The organism is Silvania confinis, assembly GCF_025564085.1.
Taxonomy (GTDB): Bacteria; Pseudomonadota; Gammaproteobacteria; order Enterobacterales; family Enterobacteriaceae; genus Enterobacter; species Enterobacter confinis.
Genome location: NZ_JAMGZJ010000077.1, coordinates 542276 through 559566, shown reverse-complemented (window position 1 = coordinate 559566; position 17291 = coordinate 542276). Strand labels below are relative to the sequence as shown.

General features: G+C 57.6%; 17 protein-coding genes. 15 read left to right on the top strand and 2 right to left on the bottom strand.

What is annotated here, in order from left to right:
- Window positions 1–54: 54 nt before the first annotated feature.
- Genes aroC through M8013_RS16645 form a run of 5 tightly spaced genes read left to right on the top strand, consistent with a single transcriptional unit; the run spans window position 55 to window position 3612 of the window.
- Window positions 55–1140 carry a chorismate synthase gene (aroC, locus tag M8013_RS16665; RefSeq protein ID WP_271268907.1) on the top strand — a complete coding sequence of 362 codons (1086 nt, stop codon included), beginning with the start codon at window positions 55–57 and terminating at the stop codon, window positions 1138–1140.
- 2 nt (window positions 1141–1142) lie between these two features.
- On the top strand, window positions 1143–1967 hold the full coding sequence (gene mepA / locus M8013_RS16660) for a penicillin-insensitive murein endopeptidase (RefSeq protein WP_271268906.1): 825 nt from the start codon (window positions 1143–1145) through the stop codon (window positions 1965–1967).
- The gene (locus M8013_RS16655; protein ID WP_271268905.1) at window positions 1967–2776 is read left to right on the top strand and encodes a sulfite exporter TauE/SafE family protein; all 810 of its coding nucleotides are present in this window, start codon (window positions 1967–1969) and stop codon (window positions 2774–2776) included. Before mepA ends, M8013_RS16655 begins: the two co-directional genes overlap by 1 nt.
- Complete coding sequence (locus M8013_RS16650) at window positions 2776–3324, top strand: elongation factor P hydroxylase (RefSeq protein ID WP_271268904.1); 549 nt, start codon at window positions 2776–2778, stop codon at window positions 3322–3324. The genes M8013_RS16655 and M8013_RS16650 overlap by 1 nt, the downstream gene beginning before the upstream one ends.
- Window positions 3325–3333: 9 nt before the next feature.
- Window positions 3334–3612, top strand: a complete 279-nt coding sequence (locus M8013_RS16645) for a YfcL family protein (RefSeq protein WP_271268903.1) — start codon at window positions 3334–3336, stop codon at window positions 3610–3612.
- Window positions 3613–3645: 33 nt separating this feature from the next.
- On the opposite strand, the gene mnmC is transcribed toward M8013_RS16645, so the two are convergent.
- Window positions 3646–5649, bottom strand: coding sequence for a bifunctional tRNA (5-methylaminomethyl-2-thiouridine)(34)-methyltransferase MnmC2/FAD-dependent 5-carboxymethylaminomethyl-2-thiouridine(34) oxidoreductase MnmC1 (gene mnmC, locus M8013_RS16640; protein WP_271268902.1), 2004 nt, complete (start codon window positions 5647–5649; stop codon window positions 3646–3648).
- A 156-nt stretch (window positions 5650–5805) separates the two neighbouring features.
- Between mnmC and fabB the strand changes: the two genes are divergently transcribed.
- Entirely contained in the window at window positions 5806–7023 is a 1218-nt protein-coding gene (fabB, locus tag M8013_RS16635; protein WP_271268901.1) for a beta-ketoacyl-ACP synthase I, read from the top strand.
- Between the two features lie 50 nt (window positions 7024–7073).
- On the opposite strand, the gene flk is transcribed toward fabB, so the two are convergent.
- Window positions 7074–8078, bottom strand: coding sequence for a flagella biosynthesis regulator Flk (gene flk, locus M8013_RS16630; protein ID WP_271268900.1), 1005 nt, complete (start codon window positions 8076–8078; stop codon window positions 7074–7076).
- Between the two features lie 114 nt (window positions 8079–8192).
- Here flk and pdxB point away from each other — a divergent pair, with 114 nt between their 5' ends.
- The 9 genes from pdxB (at window position 8193) to purF (ending at window position 17246) form a co-directional block, all read left to right on the top strand.
- Window positions 8193–9329 carry a 4-phosphoerythronate dehydrogenase PdxB gene (gene pdxB / locus M8013_RS16625; protein WP_271268899.1) on the top strand — a complete coding sequence of 379 codons (1137 nt, stop codon included), beginning with the start codon at window positions 8193–8195 and terminating at the stop codon, window positions 9327–9329.
- A 67-nt stretch (window positions 9330–9396) separates the two neighbouring features.
- The gene (locus M8013_RS16620; RefSeq protein ID WP_271268898.1) at window positions 9397–10410 is read left to right on the top strand and encodes an aspartate-semialdehyde dehydrogenase; all 1014 of its coding nucleotides are present in this window, start codon (window positions 9397–9399) and stop codon (window positions 10408–10410) included.
- Window positions 10410–11222, top strand: a complete 813-nt coding sequence (truA, locus tag M8013_RS16615) for a tRNA pseudouridine(38-40) synthase TruA (protein ID WP_271268897.1) — start codon at window positions 10410–10412, stop codon at window positions 11220–11222. The genes M8013_RS16620 and truA overlap by 1 nt, the downstream gene beginning before the upstream one ends.
- Before the next feature lie 36 nt (window positions 11223–11258).
- Window positions 11259–11918, top strand: a complete 660-nt coding sequence (locus tag M8013_RS16610) for a DedA family protein (protein ID WP_271268896.1) — start codon at window positions 11259–11261, stop codon at window positions 11916–11918.
- Between the two features lie 154 nt (window positions 11919–12072).
- On the top strand, window positions 12073–12978 hold the full coding sequence (accD, locus tag M8013_RS16605) for an acetyl-CoA carboxylase, carboxyltransferase subunit beta (RefSeq protein WP_271268895.1): 906 nt from the start codon (window positions 12073–12075) through the stop codon (window positions 12976–12978).
- 69 nt (window positions 12979–13047) lie between these two features.
- Complete coding sequence (gene folC, locus M8013_RS16600; RefSeq protein ID WP_271268894.1) at window positions 13048–14316, top strand: bifunctional tetrahydrofolate synthase/dihydrofolate synthase; 1269 nt, start codon at window positions 13048–13050, stop codon at window positions 14314–14316.
- On the top strand, window positions 14306–15004 hold the full coding sequence (gene dedD / locus M8013_RS16595; RefSeq protein WP_271268893.1) for a cell division protein DedD: 699 nt from the start codon (window positions 14306–14308) through the stop codon (window positions 15002–15004). Before folC ends, dedD begins: the two co-directional genes overlap by 11 nt.
- 199 nt (window positions 15005–15203) lie before the next feature.
- Window positions 15204–15692 (top strand): colicin V production protein, encoded by a 489-nt coding sequence (cvpA, locus tag M8013_RS16590; RefSeq protein ID WP_271268892.1) that lies wholly within the window; start codon window positions 15204–15206, stop codon window positions 15690–15692.
- A gap of 36 nt (window positions 15693–15728) precedes the next feature.
- Window positions 15729–17246 (top strand): amidophosphoribosyltransferase, encoded by a 1518-nt coding sequence (gene purF / locus M8013_RS16585; protein WP_271268891.1) that lies wholly within the window; start codon window positions 15729–15731, stop codon window positions 17244–17246.
- Window positions 17247–17291: the final 45 nt, after the last annotated feature.

Sequence of the window (17291 nt, the reverse complement as noted above, 5' to 3'; positions counted from 1 at the left end):
GGCTTCGGCCCGTTTCACATTGCTCAAACACAGAACAACGAAAACGGAGCCGTGATGGCAGGAAACAGTATTGGACAATTATTCCGTGTAACGACGTTTGGTGAGTCGCACGGGCTGGCGCTGGGCTGCATCGTTGATGGCGTGCCGCCAGGCATTGAACTGACCGAAGCTGACTTACAGCACGATCTCGACAGACGTCGTCCAGGCACGTCGCGCTATACCACCCAGCGCCGCGAGCCGGATCAGGTCAAAATCCTGTCAGGCGTCTTTGAAGGCCGCACCACTGGCACCAGCATTGGCTTGCTGATTGAGAACACCGATCAGCGCTCCCAGGATTACGGCGCCATCAAAGACGTATTCCGTCCGGGACACGCCGATTATACCTATGAACAAAAATACGGTTTTCGCGACTATCGCGGCGGCGGACGTTCTTCTGCCCGCGAAACGGCCATGCGCGTCGCCGCAGGTGCCATTGCCAAAAAATATCTGGCGCAGAAATTCGGCATCAACATTCGCGGCTGCCTGACCCAGATGGGCGATATTCCGCTGGCGATCGAAGACTGGGATCAAGTCGAACAGAACCCGTTCTTCTGCGCCGATGCCTCAAAGCTGGAAGCGCTGGATGAACTGATGCGTGGCCTGAAGAAAGAGGGCGACTCCATCGGTGCCAAAGTGACGGTGGTGGCCGACGGCGTACCGCCGGGCTGGGGCGAGCCGGTCTTTGACCGCCTCGACGCCGATATCGCCCATGCAATGATGAGCATCAACGCCGTCAAAGGCGTGGAAATTGGCGACGGTTTTGGCGTGGTGGCGCTGCGTGGCAGCCAAAACCGTGATGAAATCACCAAACAGGGCTTCCAGAGCAATCACGCGGGCGGCGTGCTTGGCGGGATCAGCAGCGGTCAGCAAATTGTGACCAACATTGCGCTGAAACCGACCTCCAGTATTACCGTGCCGGGGCATACCCTTAACCGCGATGGCGAAGAAGTTGAGATGATCACCAAAGGACGTCACGATCCGTGCGTCGGGATCCGCGCCGTACCGATCGCCGAAGCGATGCTGGCGATCGTGCTGATGGATCACTTCCTGCGCCAGCGCGCGCAGAATGCGGATGTGACGAGCCCTCTTCCACGCTGGTAACCATGAAAAAAACCGCAATTGCTCTGCTGGCACTGCTCGCCAGCGGGGCCGCAGTGGCGGCAACGCCCTGGCAGAAAATCACTCACCCGGTCACGGGCAGCGCCCAGTCGATTGGCGCCTTCTCGAATGGCTGTATTGTTGGCGCGCAGGCGCTGCCGCAGCAGTCCACCACCTATCAGGTGATGCGCACCGATCAGCGCCGCTACTTTGGCCACCCGGATCTGGTGCTGTTTATTCAGCGTCTGGGTACGCAGGTGCATAACCTGGGGCTGGGCACCATGCTGATTGGCGATATGGGGATGCCGGCGGGCGGGCGCTTTAACGGCGGCCATGCCAGCCATCAGACCGGACTGGATGTGGATATTTTCCTGCAATTGCCGAAAACCCGCTGGTCGTCGTCACAGCTGCTGAAGCCGCAGGCGCTCGACCTGGTTGCCAGCGATGGCAAGCGCGTGGTGCCGTCGCTGTGGTCACGGGACGTCTCCAGCATGATTAAGCTGGCGGCAGAAGACAACGACGTGACGCGGATCTTCGTCAACCCGGCCATCAAGCAGCAGCTGTGCCTGGATGCCGGAACCGATCGCGACTGGCTGCGTAAAGTGCGCCCGTGGTTCCAGCATCGCGCGCACATGCACGTGCGTCTGCGCTGCCCGGCAAACAGCATGGAGTGCGAAGACCAGCCGTTACCGCCGCCGGGCGATGGTTGCGGCGCGGAGCTGCAGAGCTGGTTTGAACCCGCAAAACCTGGATCGACTAAGCCTGAGAAGAAGACACCGCCTCCGTTGCCGCCTTCTTGCCAGGCGCTACTGGATGAGCATGCATTGTAATGGACCAATTTACTGAATTGTTTATGGTGTCACCGCTGCTGCTGGCGGGACTTTTCTTTATCGCCATGCTGGCCGGTTTTATTGATGCCTTAGCCGGTGGCGGCGGACTGTTAACCGTTCCGGCGCTGCTAGCGGTTGGCATGACGCCCGCGCAGGCGCTGGCGACCAACAAGCTGCAGGCCTGCGGCGGGTCGCTCTCTGCATCGATCTATTTTGTGCGGCGCAAAGTGGTGAGCCTTGCCGATCAGAAACTCAATATTGCGATGACCTTTATCGGCTCAACCACCGGTGCGCTGTTGGTTCAGCACGTGCAGTCCGACATCCTGCGCCAGATTTTACCGATCCTGGTGATCTGCATCGGTCTCTACTTTTTGCTGATGCCTAAACTCGGTGAAGAAGACCGTCAGCGTCGCCTGCACGGGTTACCCTTCGCCCTGATTGCGGGCGGCTGCGTCGGCTTTTATGACGGCTTTTTTGGCCCCGGCGCGGGCTCGTTTTACGCGCTGGCATTTGTGACGCTGGCCGGTTTTAACCTCGCCAAATCCACCGCTCACGCGAAAGTGCTTAACGCCACCTCTAACCTCGGCGGTCTGCTGCTGTTTATCATCGGCGGCAAGGTGATTTGGGCGACCGGTTTCGTGATGATGGCCGGACAGTTTATGGGCGCGCGAATGGGCTCGCGCCTGGTGTTAAGCAAAGGGCAACAGCTTATCCGTCCGATGATTGTGATTGTCTCGGCGGTGATGAGTGCCAAACTTCTTTATGACAGCCACGGACAGGAGATCCTCCACTGGTTGGGGATGAACTAATGAACAGTACGCATAAATACGAGCAGCTGATTGCGGTTTTCGACGGCTGTTTTGCCGACGATTTTAATACCCGTCTGATTAAAGGTGACGACGAACCGATCTATCTTCCAGCGGATGCCGATACGCCGTATCACCGGATCGTCTTTGCGCACGGTTACTACGCCAGCGCGCTGCACGAGATTTCCCACTGGTGCATCGCCGGGAAAGCGCGTCGCGAGTTGGTGGACTTTGGCTACTGGTACTGCCCGGATGGCCGCGACGCGGCAACCCAGGGGCAGTTCGAAGATGTTGAAGTCAAGCCGCAGGCCTTTGACTGGCTGTTTTGCGTGGCGGCGGGTTATCCGTTCAACGTCAGCTGCGACAATCTTGAAGGGGACTGCGAGCCAGATCGTATTGTGTTTCAGCGCCGCGTCCATGCTCAGGTGATGGATTATCTCGAGAAGGGCATCCCGGAACGCCCGGCGCGCTTTATGCGCGCGCTACAGCAGTATTACCACACCCCGGACATCACGGCGGAACACTTCCCGTGGCCGGAAGATCTTAATTGAGGAAAGAAGATGATCGCAGAATTTGAATCACGCATTCTGGCGTTAATTGATGACATGGTGGAACACGCCAGTGACGATGAACTGTTTGCCAGCGGTTATCTGCGTGGTCACCTGACGGTGGCCGTTGCCGAGCTGGAAGCCGGAGACGACCACTCGCCTGAAGCCGTTCATATCGAAGTGACCCGCAGCCTGGAAAAAGCGATCCAGGCCGGTGAGCTTTCCCCGCGCGACCAGACCTTAGTGCTGGGCATGTGGGATACGCTGTTCCAGCAGGCTAAGCTGAAATAACCTGTTATGCCCGGTGGCGCTACGCTACCGGGCCTAAGGTTTGACCTGTTTCCCTTTCAACAACTTCCTCACCCATAGTCGATTCGGGTTCAGCCCGGCCAGCGTGTTACGATCCAGCGGGATCGGTTCATGGCTCATTTGCGCGGCGAGGATCTCGGCGGTCAAAGGCGCCGAACACAGTCCACGCGAGCCCAGTCCACCCAGCATAAACAGATTCGGGTACACCGGCGCGCTCACCGCCTGCTCCCGGTTGTTCACCAGGTCCTGATACGCCGTCAGCGTTGCCTCATAATCCGGCACCGCGCCGGTCATCGGCAGATGATCGCGGGTGGCGCAGCGAATGCCGTTGCGGGCTTCTCCCGCGCTGACATCCACCTCTTTTGCCCACTCCGCCTGCGGCAGGCAGTTTAGCAATCGCTGGCGATTTTGCTGCTGATCGTCCTCGCTGTACTGCGCATCCGTCTGCCCGCGATGGTAGCTCGCGCCAATACAGTGATGGCCGTTGGTCGGGTTTTGTGGCGTCAGATAGCCGTCGTAACACAGCACCTGGCGAAGCTGGCTCAACTGCGGGGCGGCCGGAACATGGCTGACCTGGCCGCCCACCGGGTAGACCGGCAGGTGCGCCGTTTGGCTAAACTGGCTGATGCGATGTCCGTTCGCCAGAACCACGCTGGCGTGTTGGGCCTGCGAACCGTCGCTAAACTGCAGCGTCCATTGCGCCTCGCTGCGATCCAATGATTCAAGCTGGCGACCATAGTGCACCGTTGCTCCGCGCGACTGGGCCAGCGCGATGGCCGCGGCGGTCAGCTCTGCCGGGCACAGCCAGCCGCCGAGCGGATACTGGATCCCGCCGCAGCCGGTATCGACCCCGATGCTGTCTGCGACCTGCTCTGCATTCACCTCCACGGCAATCTGCTCCGGCAGGCCCAGCAACAGCATCTGGTTAATTTTGTGCTGGCTCTTCTCGTCCCAGCCAAGCTGGGTGACGCCGCACCAGGCATTATCAAACGCTACCGGCAGGGCATCGTACAGGCGACGGGCAAAGGTAAACGCGGCTGGGAAAAATTGGCTCAGGGCCGCATCCTGGGCGCTCAGCAGCGGATAGAGCGCGCCCTGGCGATTGCCGGAGGCTCCCGCCGCAGGCGCTTCGTCGGCGCAGTAGAGCGTTACCTGCCAGCCGCGGCGCAGCAGCGCCAGCGAAAGCAGGGCGCTGGCGATCCCGCCGCCGATAATGGCCGTTTCGCGCACATCGCTGGCGGGGCGCGCAAACCACGGCGTACGGGCAGGAGAGGGCAGATCCTGTTCCATTACCCCGACGAGCATTTCGCGCTTGCGGCCAAAGCCTTTGGTTTTTTTCACCGTGAAACCGGCTTCCTGCAAACCACGGCGCACGAAACCGGCGCAGGTAAAGGTGGCAAGTGTGGCGCCAGGCCGCGCGAGCCGGGCCATCGCGGCAAACAGATTCGCGCTCCACATCTCCGGGTTTTTGGCGGGCGCAAAGCCGTCGAGGAACCAGGCATCGACCTGCTGGTTCAGGGAATCATCCAGTTGGTCGGTCAGGTCGTTGATATCACCGAGCCATAAATCGAGGGTAACGCGTCCCTCGTCCAGCAGCAGGCGATGACAGCCCGCCAGCGGCAGCGGCCACTGGTCCTGCAGTTGCGCAGCCCATGGGGCCAGTTCTGGCCAGTGCTGGTGTGCCAGACGCAAATCGTCAGCGGCCAGCGGAAATTTTTCAAAACTGATGAAATGTAATCTTTGCAGCGTAGCCTCAGGGTGTTCGCGACAAAAACAGTCGAAGGCCTGCCAGAGGGTCAGAAAGTTTAAACCGGTGCCAAAACCGCTCTCCGCCACCACCAACAAACTGCGGGGATGGGTGGGGAAACGGGAATTTAACTGGTTTCCATCGAGGAACACATAACGGGTCTCTTCCAGTCCATTATCATTAGAGAAGTAGACATCATCAAAATCTCGGGAAACAGGTGTACCCTCAGCGTTGAATTCAAGGTTGGCAGGTTGTATGGCGTTATGTTTCACGTAAGTTACTCGTCTGACAGGCTGTGCCGCGATCTTAACGATGTCCGTCTGCTGGTGCAAATTTCCGCAGAAATTGCTGATCGGACTTGTTCGGCGTACAAGTGTACGCTATTGTGCCACTCGAAACTTACATAGTGCGACTTACAGAGGTATTGAATGAAACGTGCAGTGATTACTGGCCTGGGCATCGTTTCCAGCATCGGTAACAACCAGCAGGAAGTCCTGGCATCTCTGCGTGAAGGACGCTCGGGGATCACCTTCTCTCAGGAGTTTCTGGATTCTGGTATGCGTAGCCACGTATGGGGCAACGTCAAACTGGACACCACCGGTCTGATTGATCGCAAAGTGGTCCGTTTCATGAACGATGCCTCCATTTACGCCTATCTCTCCATGCAGGAAGCTATTGCTGATGCTGGTCTGAGCGAAGAAGTTTATCAGAACAACCCACGTGTGGGTCTGATTGCAGGCTCCGGCGGTTCGTCTAAAGCCCAGGTCTTCGGTGCGGACGCCATGCGTAGCCCGCGCGGCCTGAAAGCAGTCGGCCCGTACGTTGTAACCAAAGCGATGGGTTCTGCGGTATCCGCGTGCCTCGCGACGCCGTTCAAAATCCACGGCGTAAACTACTCCATCAGTTCCGCGTGTGCGACCTCTGCACACTGTATCGGTAACGCTGTTGAGCAGATTCAGCTGGGCAAACAGGACATCGTGTTTGCTGGCGGCGGCGAAGAGCTGGGCTGGGAAATGGCCTGTGAATTTGACGCGATGGGCGCACTGTCCACCAAATATAACGAAACCCCGGAAAAAGCCTCCCGTACCTATGACTCCAAACGCGACGGTTTTATCATCGCAGGCGGCGGCGGTATGGTGGTGGTTGAAGAGCTGGAACACGCTCTGGCCCGTGGCGCGCACATCTATGCTGAGATCGTTGGCTACGGTGCAACCTCCGACGGCGCAGACATGGTTGCTCCATCAGGTGAAGGCGCAGTGCGCTGCATGAAGATGGCGATGCATGGCCTTGATACCCCAATCGACTACCTGAACTCCCACGGTACGTCTACTCCGGTAGGCGACGTGAAAGAGTTGGGTGCGATCCGCGAAGTATTCGGCGACAACAGCCCGGCTATTTCTGCGACCAAAGCCATGACCGGTCACTCACTGGGCGCCGCTGGCGTACAGGAAGCCATCTACTCGCTGCTGATGCTGGAGCACGGCTTTATTGCCCCAAGCATCAACGTTGAAGAGCTGGACGAGCAGGCTGCTGGCCTGAACATCGTCACCGAGCCAACCGAGCGTGAACTGACCACCGTCATGTCCAACAGCTTCGGCTTCGGCGGCACCAACGCCACGCTGGTCATGCGTAAGCTGAACGCGTAATTTTTACGCCGGATGAAAAAAAGGGAGCCTGATGGCTCCCTTTTTGTTGGCTAAATAACCAGCCAGATGACGAGCATCACCACCAGCAGGGCGACAAACATCAGCCCTGGACGGGCGGACATCGATTTCAGCGAATCGACCACCGGTGCAAACAGCGGGCTGTAAATCGGCTGGATATTGCGCACTTCCAGCGTGGCATTTTCGCGCTCGGCGCGGCGCAGGAAAATTTCTCCCAGCAGGCTCTGAACCTGCGCGGTGGTCAACACTGTCTGCGGCGTCGCCTGCCAGTTCTGGCGGGCATAATCCTGAATACTGTCCCACTCCCGTGCTTCCAGCGGCTGTTTCAATGCAGCCTGCAATGTATGCAGGGTGGGTGCGCTCTGGGTGCTCAACGTCTGTCGCGCCTGCAGCCAGGTAGCAAGATGGGTAAACTGTTTGGCCGGGATCAGCTCGCCAGCCTTCACGCCTGACAGCTCCAGCATCGATTGCCAGATAAGCTTAGTCGGCTCACCCGTTGCGGCAGCAAGCTTGTTCACCATCTGCTTGAGCGTGTTGTGCTCGGCAGGCAGCAATGGGCGTTCAGTTGCCGGGCGCTGCTGTGGCTGCGGAATTGACAGCTGATTATTCTGCATCAGCGTCAGCACGTTCCTGAGCTGGTCAGGTGTCAACTGGCTCAGCGCGGTCTGCCCATACTGCTGACGAATAAAATCGCTGACTGCCTGGCGGTTATTGCCCTGGCTCAGGAGCTCCGTCAATTGGGAGACAATCTGTCGGGTGGTGTGATTCTGCTGGGCAGTGCTCAGGCGCTGGTTCAGGTTCTGCTCTGCCGCAGGGAAGTGGCGCGACAGGAAAGGCGCATCACTCTTCAACCCCAGGTCGTGTTTAACCCCGGCCCATACCTCCGCATTTTGCTGCGATGTCAGGGCGATCAGCCGGGTAATCAGGCGCTCCAGCACGGTACGCTGCTGCGAGGATAGGGGCTGTTCGCCAGCAACACTGGACGTGGCGGGGCCGTCACCCGGAGGGCGCGGCGGCGTACCTGAAATGGGCTGCATCGTTAAAAAAATCCTTAAAGTCGTTACTCATCGCAAACCAGGTTACATATATGCCTGGCGGCCAGATTATGGCACACTTGGCAGGTTTTCTTCCTCTCAAACAGGTACTCAGTCGTGAAAATCCTCGTTGATGAAAATATGCCTTACGCCCGTGAGCTGTTTAGCCGCCTGGGTGAGGTTAAGGCTGTCCCTGGCCGCCCGATTCCGCTTGACGAGCTGGATGATGCCGACGCGCTGATGGTGCGCTCCGTGACCAAAGTGAATGAAGCGCTGCTGGCGGGCAAAGCGGTGAAGTTTGTCGGCACCGCTACCGCAGGAACCGATCATGTGGATGACGCATGGCTACAGCAGGCGGGGATTGGTTTTTCTGCCGCACCGGGCTGTAACGCCATCGCGGTTGTCGAGTATGTTTTCTCATCATTATTGATGCTGGCCGAGCGCGACGGGTTTGCGCTTGCCGATCGCACTGTGGGAATTATCGGCGTCGGTAACGTCGGCGGTCGTCTGCAAAAGCGCCTTGAGGCGTTAGGCATTCGCACGCTGCTGTGCGATCCCCCGCGCGCTGACCGCGGCGACGAGGGCGATTTCAGTACACTTGACCAGCTGGTGGCCGAGTGCGATGTGCTGACGTTCCACACGCCATTGTTCAAAGACGGGCCGTATAAATCCCTGCATCTGGCCGATGACGCGCTGATTAATCGCCTGAAGCCGGGCACCATTTTGATCAACGCCTGCCGCGGCCCGGTGGTCGACAATGCTGCGCTGTTCCAGCGCCTGGAGTCCGGGCAGGATCTGAGCGTGGTGCTCGACGTCTGGGAGCCCGAGCCGGATCTTAACGTCGCGCTGTTGGATAAAGTCGATATCGGCACGGCGCATATCGCGGGCTACACGCTGGAAGGCAAAGCGCGCGGCACCACCCAGGTGTTCGAGGCTTACAGCACCTTTATTGGCAAGTCTCAGCAGGTGGCGCTGGATACTCTGCTGCCGACCCCGGATTTTGGCCGCATTACGCTGCACGGCCCGCTCGATCAGTCTTCGCTGAAACGGCTGGTGCATTTAGTGTATGATGTGCGCCGCGACGACGCGCTGCTGCGAAAAGCGGCGGGTAAACCCGGTGAATTCGACAAACTGCGTAAGCACTATCTTGAGCGCCGCGAATGGTCCTCCCTGTATGTGATCTGTGATGACGCTGACGCGGCATCATTACTGCATAAGCTGGGTTTCAACGCCGTTCATCACCCGGTTCGTTAAGGTCTTCTTAATGCTCCCTGGCGGATAATCCGCCGGGGACGCTTATTTATTTCTGGAGTAAACCACCATGTCTGAAGGCTGGAACATTGCCATACTGGGCGCTACGGGCGCCGTGGGCGAAGCCCTGCTCGAAACTCTTGCTGAGCGTCAGTTTCCGGTGGGGGATATTTATGCCCTGGCACGGAACGAGAGTGCCGGTGAACATCTGCGGTATGAAGGCAAATCCATAAGGGTTCAGGATGCCGCTGCGTTCGACTGGACGCAGGCGCAGCTGGCCTTTTTCGCTGCCGGAGCTGAAGCCTCGGCCACCTATATTGAAGAAGCCACCAACGCGGGTTGTCTGGTGATCGATTTAAGCGGCCTGTTTGCTCTTGAGCCGGACGTGCCGCTGGTTGTGCCAGACGTTAACCCGTTCGTGCTGGCCGATTACCGTAACCGCAACATCATCGCTGTCCCGGACAGCCTGACCAGCCAGCTGCTGGTTGCGCTGAAGCCGCTGATCGATGACGGCGGACTCTCCCGCATCAGCGTCACCAGCCTGCTGTCAGCCTCTGCCCACGGTAAAAAAGCGGTGGATGCGTTGGCAGGGCAGAGCGCGAAGCTGCTGAACGGTATTTCGGTTGACGAAGAGGACTTCTTTGGCCGTCAGCTGGCGTTCAACATGCTGCCGCTGCTGCCGGATCGCGAAGGCAGCGTGCGCGAAGAGCGCCGTATCGTCGATCAGGTGCGCAAGATCCTGCAGGACGAAGGGCTGATGATCTCCGCAAGCTGCGTGCAGTCGCCGGTCTTTTACGGCCACGCGCAGATGGTGAATTTTGAAGCGATGCGTCCGCTGGCGGCAGAAGAAGCGCGCGACGCCTTCTTGCGTGGCGAGGACATTGTGCTGTCAGAAGAGCGTGAATTCCCGACCCAGGTTGGCGACGCAACGGGTAATACTCAGCTTTCCATCGGCTGCGTGCGTAACGATTACGGCATGCCGGAGCAGGTCCAGTTCTGGTCAGTGGCTGACAACGTTCGTTTCGGCGGCGCGCTGATGGCGGTAAAAATTGCTGAGAAGCTGGTGCAGGAGTACCTGTACTAATGTCCGACGTGGAACAACTGCCCGTGCATAAGATTGCCCTCGGGATTGAATACGACGGCAGTAAATATTATGGCTGGCAGCGCCAGAATGAAGTGCGTAGCGTCCAGGAAAAGCTGGAAAAAGCGCTCTCTCAGGTGGCGAACGAACCGATCGGCGTGCTCTGCGCCGGTCGTACCGATGCCGGTGTCCATGGCACCGGACAGGTTGTGCATTTCACCACCACCGCCGTGCGTAAAGATGCGGCCTGGACGCTGGGCGTAAATGCGAATTTGCCTGGTGACATTGCGGTGCGTTGGGTCAAAGATGTGCCGGATGATTTTCACGCGCGTTTCAGCGCCACTGCGCGCCGCTACCGCTACATCATCTATAATCAGCGCCTTCGTCCGGCGGTTCTGGGCCAGGGCGTGACGCATTATTACGCGCCGCTGGATGCGGACCGCATGCAGCGCGCGGCCCAGGCACTGATTGGCGAAAATGATTTTACCTCGTTTCGTGCGGTTCAGTGCCAGTCGCGCACCCCGTGGCGTAACGTGATGCACATTAACGTGACGCGTTACGGTGCATACGTGGTGGTCGATATCAAAGCGAATGCCTTTGTACATCATATGGTCAGGAATATCGTAGGCAGCCTGATGGAAGTGGGCGCCGGACACCAGCCGGAGAGCTGGATTGCAGAGTTGCTGGCAGCAAAGGACAGAACGCTAGCGGCAGCAACGGCGAAAGCGGAAGGGTTGTATCTGGTCTCGGTAGATTACCCGGATCATTTCAACCTTCCGAAACCGCCAATGGGCCCGCTGTTTTTAGCGGACTGATAGCCGTGCAATCGTGGTAATAAAGGTTTAGACAATATGGATTTAATTCGCTTTCTGATTGATTTCATTCTGCATATTGATGTTCACCTGGCAGAACTGGTCGCTGATTATGGCGTCTGGGTATATGCCATTCTGTTCTTGATCCTGTTCTGCGAAACCGGGCTGGTGGTGACGCCGTTTTTACCGGGTGATTCACTGCTGTTTGTGGCGGGCGCGCTGGCGTCGCTGGAAACCAACGACATCAACGTACACCTGATGGTGGTGCTGATGATCATTGCGGCAATCCTCGGCGATGCGGTGAACTACACTATAGGTCGGCTGTTTGGCGAGCGGTTGTTCAGTAACCCGGACTCGAAGATTTTCCGTCGTAGCTATCTGGATAAAACCCATGCGTTTTATGAGAAGCATGGCGGCAAAACGATTATTCTCGCGCGCTTCGTGCCGATCGTCCGAACCTTTGCCCCGTTTGTGGCGGGGATGGGGCACATGTCTTACCGTCAGTTCGCCCTCTATAACGTGAGCGGCGCGCTGTTATGGGTGCTCAGCTTTACCTACGCAGGTTATTTCTTCGGCACCATCCCGATGATACAGGAAAACCTTAAGTTGCTGATCGTAGGGATAATTGTCGTTTCTATTCTGCCGGGCGTGATCGAAATTATTCGCCACCGGCGCGCGGCGGCAAAACAGATTAAATAAAAGCACATCCGCGGTTCGACCACTTTTTTATCCAAAGTTTCGGGCTGTTATGTTTTAATGTGCAACATTCATGGTCTGTCGGGGGCAAAAATGGCATTATGCGCCCCTTACAGCAAAGCTGGCATAGAACCAGGTTCAGGCAGAAAGGTTATCAATGAGCTGGATTGAACGAATTAAAAGCAACATTACCCCAACCCGTAAGGCGAGTATTCCTGAAGGGGTGTGGACCAAGTGTGACAGCTGCGGTCAGGTCCTGTACCGCGCCGAGCTGGAACGTAATCTTGAAGTGTGCCCGAAGTGCGATCACCACATGCGCATGTCGGCGCGTAATCGCCTGCACAGTCTGCTGGACGAAGGCTCTATGGTTGAGCTGGGTAGCGAACTTGAGCCGAAAGATCTGCTGAAGTTCCGTGACTCCAAGAAATACAAAGATCGTCTGGCCACTGCGCAAAAAGAGACCGGCGAGAAAGACGCCCTGGTGGTCATGAAAGGCACTCTGCATGAGATGCCGATTGTGGCGGCCGCTTTTGAGTTCGCCTTTATGGGCGGTTCAATGGGTTCCGTTGTCGGTGCGCGTTTTGTCCGTGCTGTTGAGCAGGCGCTGGAAGACAACTGTCCGCTGATCTGCTTCTCCGCTTCCGGCGGTGCACGTATGCAGGAAGCGCTGATGTCGCTGATGCAGATGGCGAAAACCTCTGCGGCGCTGGCAAAAATGCAGGAGCGCGGTCTGCCGTACATCTCTGTACTGACTGACCCGACCATGGGCGGCGTATCGGCAAGTTTTGCGATGCTGGGCGATCTGAACATTGCTGAACCTAAAGCGCTGATCGGTTTTGCTGGCCCGCGTGTTATCGAACAAACTGTTCGTGAGAAACTGCCGCCGGGCTTCCAGCGCAGTGAGTTCCTCATCGAGAAAGGCGCTATCGACATGATCGTCCGCCGTCCGGAGCTGCGCCTGAAACTGGCAAGCGTGCTGGCGAAGCTGATGAACCTGCCGTCGCCGAGTCCGGATGAGCCGCGCGAAGCCGTGGTGGTACCGGATCAGGAACCCGAGGCCTGATAACTGAAAAGGGCAGAGCCAGATGGCGCTGCCCTTTTGCTTTCTAACCGTAACTGAAAAGCGCGCAACATGGAAAACAACACTCTTCCCCAAGCCACGTCGCCCCTTGCCACGTGGCTTTCTTATCTGGAAAACCTGCACAGCAAAACCATCGATATGGGACTTGAGCGCGTCAGTAAGGTCGCGGCGCGTCTTAATGTTCTGAAACCGGCTCCCTTTGTCTTCACCGTCGCTGGCACCAACGGCAAAGGCACCACCTGCCGCACGCTGGAAGCGGTACTGATGGCGGCGGGTTATAAGGTGGGCGTCTACAGTTCCCCGCATCTGGTGCGCTATACCGAGCGCGTGCGCGTGCAGAATACGGAGCTGGCGGAATCCGAACACACCGCCTCTTTTGCCGAAATCGAAGCCGCGCGCGGTGATATTTCGCTGACCTATTTTGAATACGGTACCCTGTCGGCGCTGTGGCTGTTTAAGCAGGCGCAGCTGGACGTGGTGATCCTCGAAGTGGGCTTAGGCGGGCGTCTGGACGCCACCAACATGGTAGATGCCGATGTCGCGGTGGTGACCAGCATTGCGCTGGATCATACCGACTGGCTCGGGCCGGATCGCGAAAGCATTGGTCGTGAAAAAGCCGGTATCTTCCGCGCGGGTAAACCGGCAGTTATCGGCGAGCCTGATATGCCGCACACCATCGGCGATGTCGCGCAGGAGAAGGGCGCAAACCTGCTGCGTCGCGACGTTGACTGGCGCTATAGCGTCGCGGAAAACGGCTGGCACTTTGAGGATGCGCTGGGCGCACTGGATAACCTGCCGCTGCCGCAGGTGCCGCAGCCGAATGCGGCCACGGCACTGGCGGCGTTGCGGGCCAGCGGTCTGGCGGTGAGCGAACAGACCATTCGTGACGGCATCCGGGATGCGCTCCTGCCCGGACGTTTTCAGATTGTCAGCGAATCGCCGCGTCTGATTCTGGATGTGGCGCATAATCCCCATGCTGCGGCATACCTCGCAGGACGTCTCAAATCCCTGCCAAAAACCGGGCGCGTGTTGGCGGTTATCGGTATGCTTCATGATAAAGATATTGGCGGCACGCTGGCCTGCATGGAGACTGTGGTCGATAGCTGGTATTGTGCACCTCTGGAAGGCCCGCGCGGGGCGACTGCCCAACAGCTGATGGAACACCTCGGTACGGGCGCAGTCTTCGCTGACGTGGCGCAGGCATGGCGAGCCGCAATGGCGGACGCCAGACCAGAAGATACCGTGCTGGTGTGTGGATCCTTCCATACGGTGGCACATGTCATGGACGTAATGGATGCGGGGAGAACCGGTGGCAAGTAAGTTTCAGAACCGTTTAGCAGGCACCATTGTGCTGGTGGCGCTGGGGGTGATTATCCTCCCGGGGCTGCTTGATGGGCAGAAAAAACATTATCAGGATGAGTTCGCGGCGATCCCGCTGGTGCCAAAACCAGGCGACCGCGATGAGCCCGATATGCTGCCCGCCGCGGCCCAGGCCCTGCCTACCCAGCCGCCTGAAGGCGCGGCAGAAGAGGTGCAGGCGGGCGATGCCGCTGCGCCATCATTAGATCCCTCGCGCTTCCCGACCAGCAGTAATCGCGATATGGATACGCTCCCGGCAGAGCAGCCTAAACCTGCCCCGCAGGCTAAGCCGGTTGCGAAGCCCAAACCGGTTGAAAAACCGCAGACCCGGGCCAGCGAACAGCTCGCTGCCGCCGCTGAAACACCGCCTGCGAAGCCGGTTCAGGAAGAGAAGCCTGCACCTACCGGCAAAGCCTACGTGGTTCAGCTTGGTGCGCTCAAAAATGCCGATAAAGTCAACGAGGTCGTGGCGAAATTACGTGGCGCGGGATACCGCGTATACACGTCGCCTTCGACGCCGGTACAGGGTAAAATTACCCGCATCCTCGTCGGCCCGGATGCCTCACGGGACAAACTTAAAGGTTCGCTCGGCGAGCTCAACCAGCTCTCAGGTCTGAGCGGAGTAGTGATGAACTACAGCGTCAACTGATACCTCTTTCTCCGGCAGGAGAGGGCCGGTGGGAAGGAGAGGCAGGCGTCCAAAGAGACGCAACCGGCCAACGGCGCTGAACATTTTTTCAGCGCTTTTTTTATTTACGCGCGGGAAGGAAATCCCTACGCAAACGTTTTCTTTTTCTGTTAGAATTCGCCCCGAACTGGATGACAGGGCGTTTAATCGTGGGACATATATGGTCTGGATTGATTACGCCATCATTGCGGTAATAGGTTTTTCCTGTCTGGTTAGCCTGATCCGTGGCTTTGTTCGTGAAGCGTTATCGCTGGTGACATGGGGTTGTGCTTTCTTTGTTGCCAGTCATTACTACACTTACCTGTCTGTCTGGTTCACGGGCTTTGAAGATGAACTGGTACGAAATGGGATTGCCATCGCGGTACTGTTTATCGCGACGCTACTGGTTGGCGCCATCGTCAACTACGTGATTGGCCAGCTGGTTGAAAAAACCGGTCTGTCAGGAACCGACAGGGTGCTGGGGATCTGTTTTGGTGCGTTGCGAGGTGTGCTGATTGTCGCCGCCATACTGTTCTTCCTTGATACCTTCACCGGGTTCTCGAAGAGCGCAGACTGGCAGACGTCGCAGCTTATCCCGCAGTTCAGCTTTATCATCAGATGGTTTTTTGACTATCTGCAAAGCTCGTCGAGTTTTTTGCCCAGAACGTAACCTGTTCTGAGATGTGGCTTAACGAGGAAATGTCGAATGTGCGGTATTGTCGGTATCGCCGGTTTCATGCCGGTAAACCAGTCTATTTATGACGCATTATCGGTGCTCCAGCACCGTGGGCAGGATGCTGCGGGTATCATTACTATTGATGCACACAACTGCTTCCGTTTACGTAAGGCCAACGGCCTGGTAAACGATGTGTTTGAAGCCCGCCACATGCAGCGTCTGCAAGGTAACATGGGTATTGGTCACGTCCGTTACCCTACCGCTGGCAGTTCCAGCGCTTCTGAAGCTCAACCGTTTTACGTTAACTCACCGTATGGCATCACGCTTGCCCACAATGGCAACCTGACCAACGCCCATGAGCTGCGTCAAAAGCTGTTTGAAGAGAAGCGTCGCCACATTAACACCACGTCTGATTCTGAAATTCTGCTCAATATCTTTGCCAGCGAACTGGACAACTTCCGTCACTATCCGCTGGAAGCAGACAACATTTTTGCAGCCGTTGCCGCAACCAATCGTCAGATCCGCGGCGCCTATGCCTGCGTAGCGATGATTATCGGCCACGGTATGGTCGCTTTCCGCGATCCGAATGGTATTCGCCCGCTGGTGCTGGGTAAGCGCGATATTGGCGACGGTCGTACCGAGTATATGGTGGCTTCTGAAAGCGTGGCGTTGGATACGCTGGGCTTTGAGTTCCTGCGTGACGTCGCCCCTGGCGAAGCGGTCTACATCACCGAGAAAGGCCAGCTGTTTACCCGTCAGTGCTCAGATAACCCGGTCAGCAACCCGTGCCTGTTCGAGTACGTCTACTTTGCCCGCCCGGACTCCTTCATCGACAAAATCTCCGTCTACAGCGCCCGTGTCAATATGGGCACCAAGCTTGGCGAAAAGATTGCGCGCGAGTGGGAAGATCTGGATATCGATGTGGTCATTCCAATTCCAGAAACCTCCTGCGATATTGCACTGGAGATGGCGCGAATTCTGAATAAACCTTATCGCCAGGGCTTTGTTAAAAACCGCTACGTTGGCCGCACCTTTATCATGCCTGGCCAGCAGCTGCGCCGTAAGTCAGTGCGCCGTAAGCTGAACGCTAACCGCGCTGAGTTCCGTGATAAAAACGTGCTGCTGGTGGATGACTCCATCGTGCGCGGCACCACCTCAGAACAGATTATCGAGATGGCCCGTGAAGCGGGTGCGAAGAAGGTCTATCTGGCCTCTGCGGCACCGGAAATTCGCTTCCCGAACGTGTACGGTATCGATATGCCAACCGCCACCGAGCTGATTGCGCACGGTCGTGAAGTGGACGAGATCCGCCAGATCATCGGCGCCGACGGTCTGATTTTCCAGGACCTGAACGATCTGATCGACGCGGTACGCGCCGAGAACCCGGACATTCAGCAGTTTGAGTGCTCGGTGTTTAACGGTATCTACGTCACCAAAGATGTGGATCAGCAGTATCTTGACTATCTCGACTCTCTGCGTAACGACGATGCGAAAGCCGTGCAGATGGCGAACGATCTCGAAAGCTTAGAGATGCACAACGAAGGTTAATCATCTTCACAAGCGAGGGCGTCTGCCCTCGCTTGCAACTCCCGT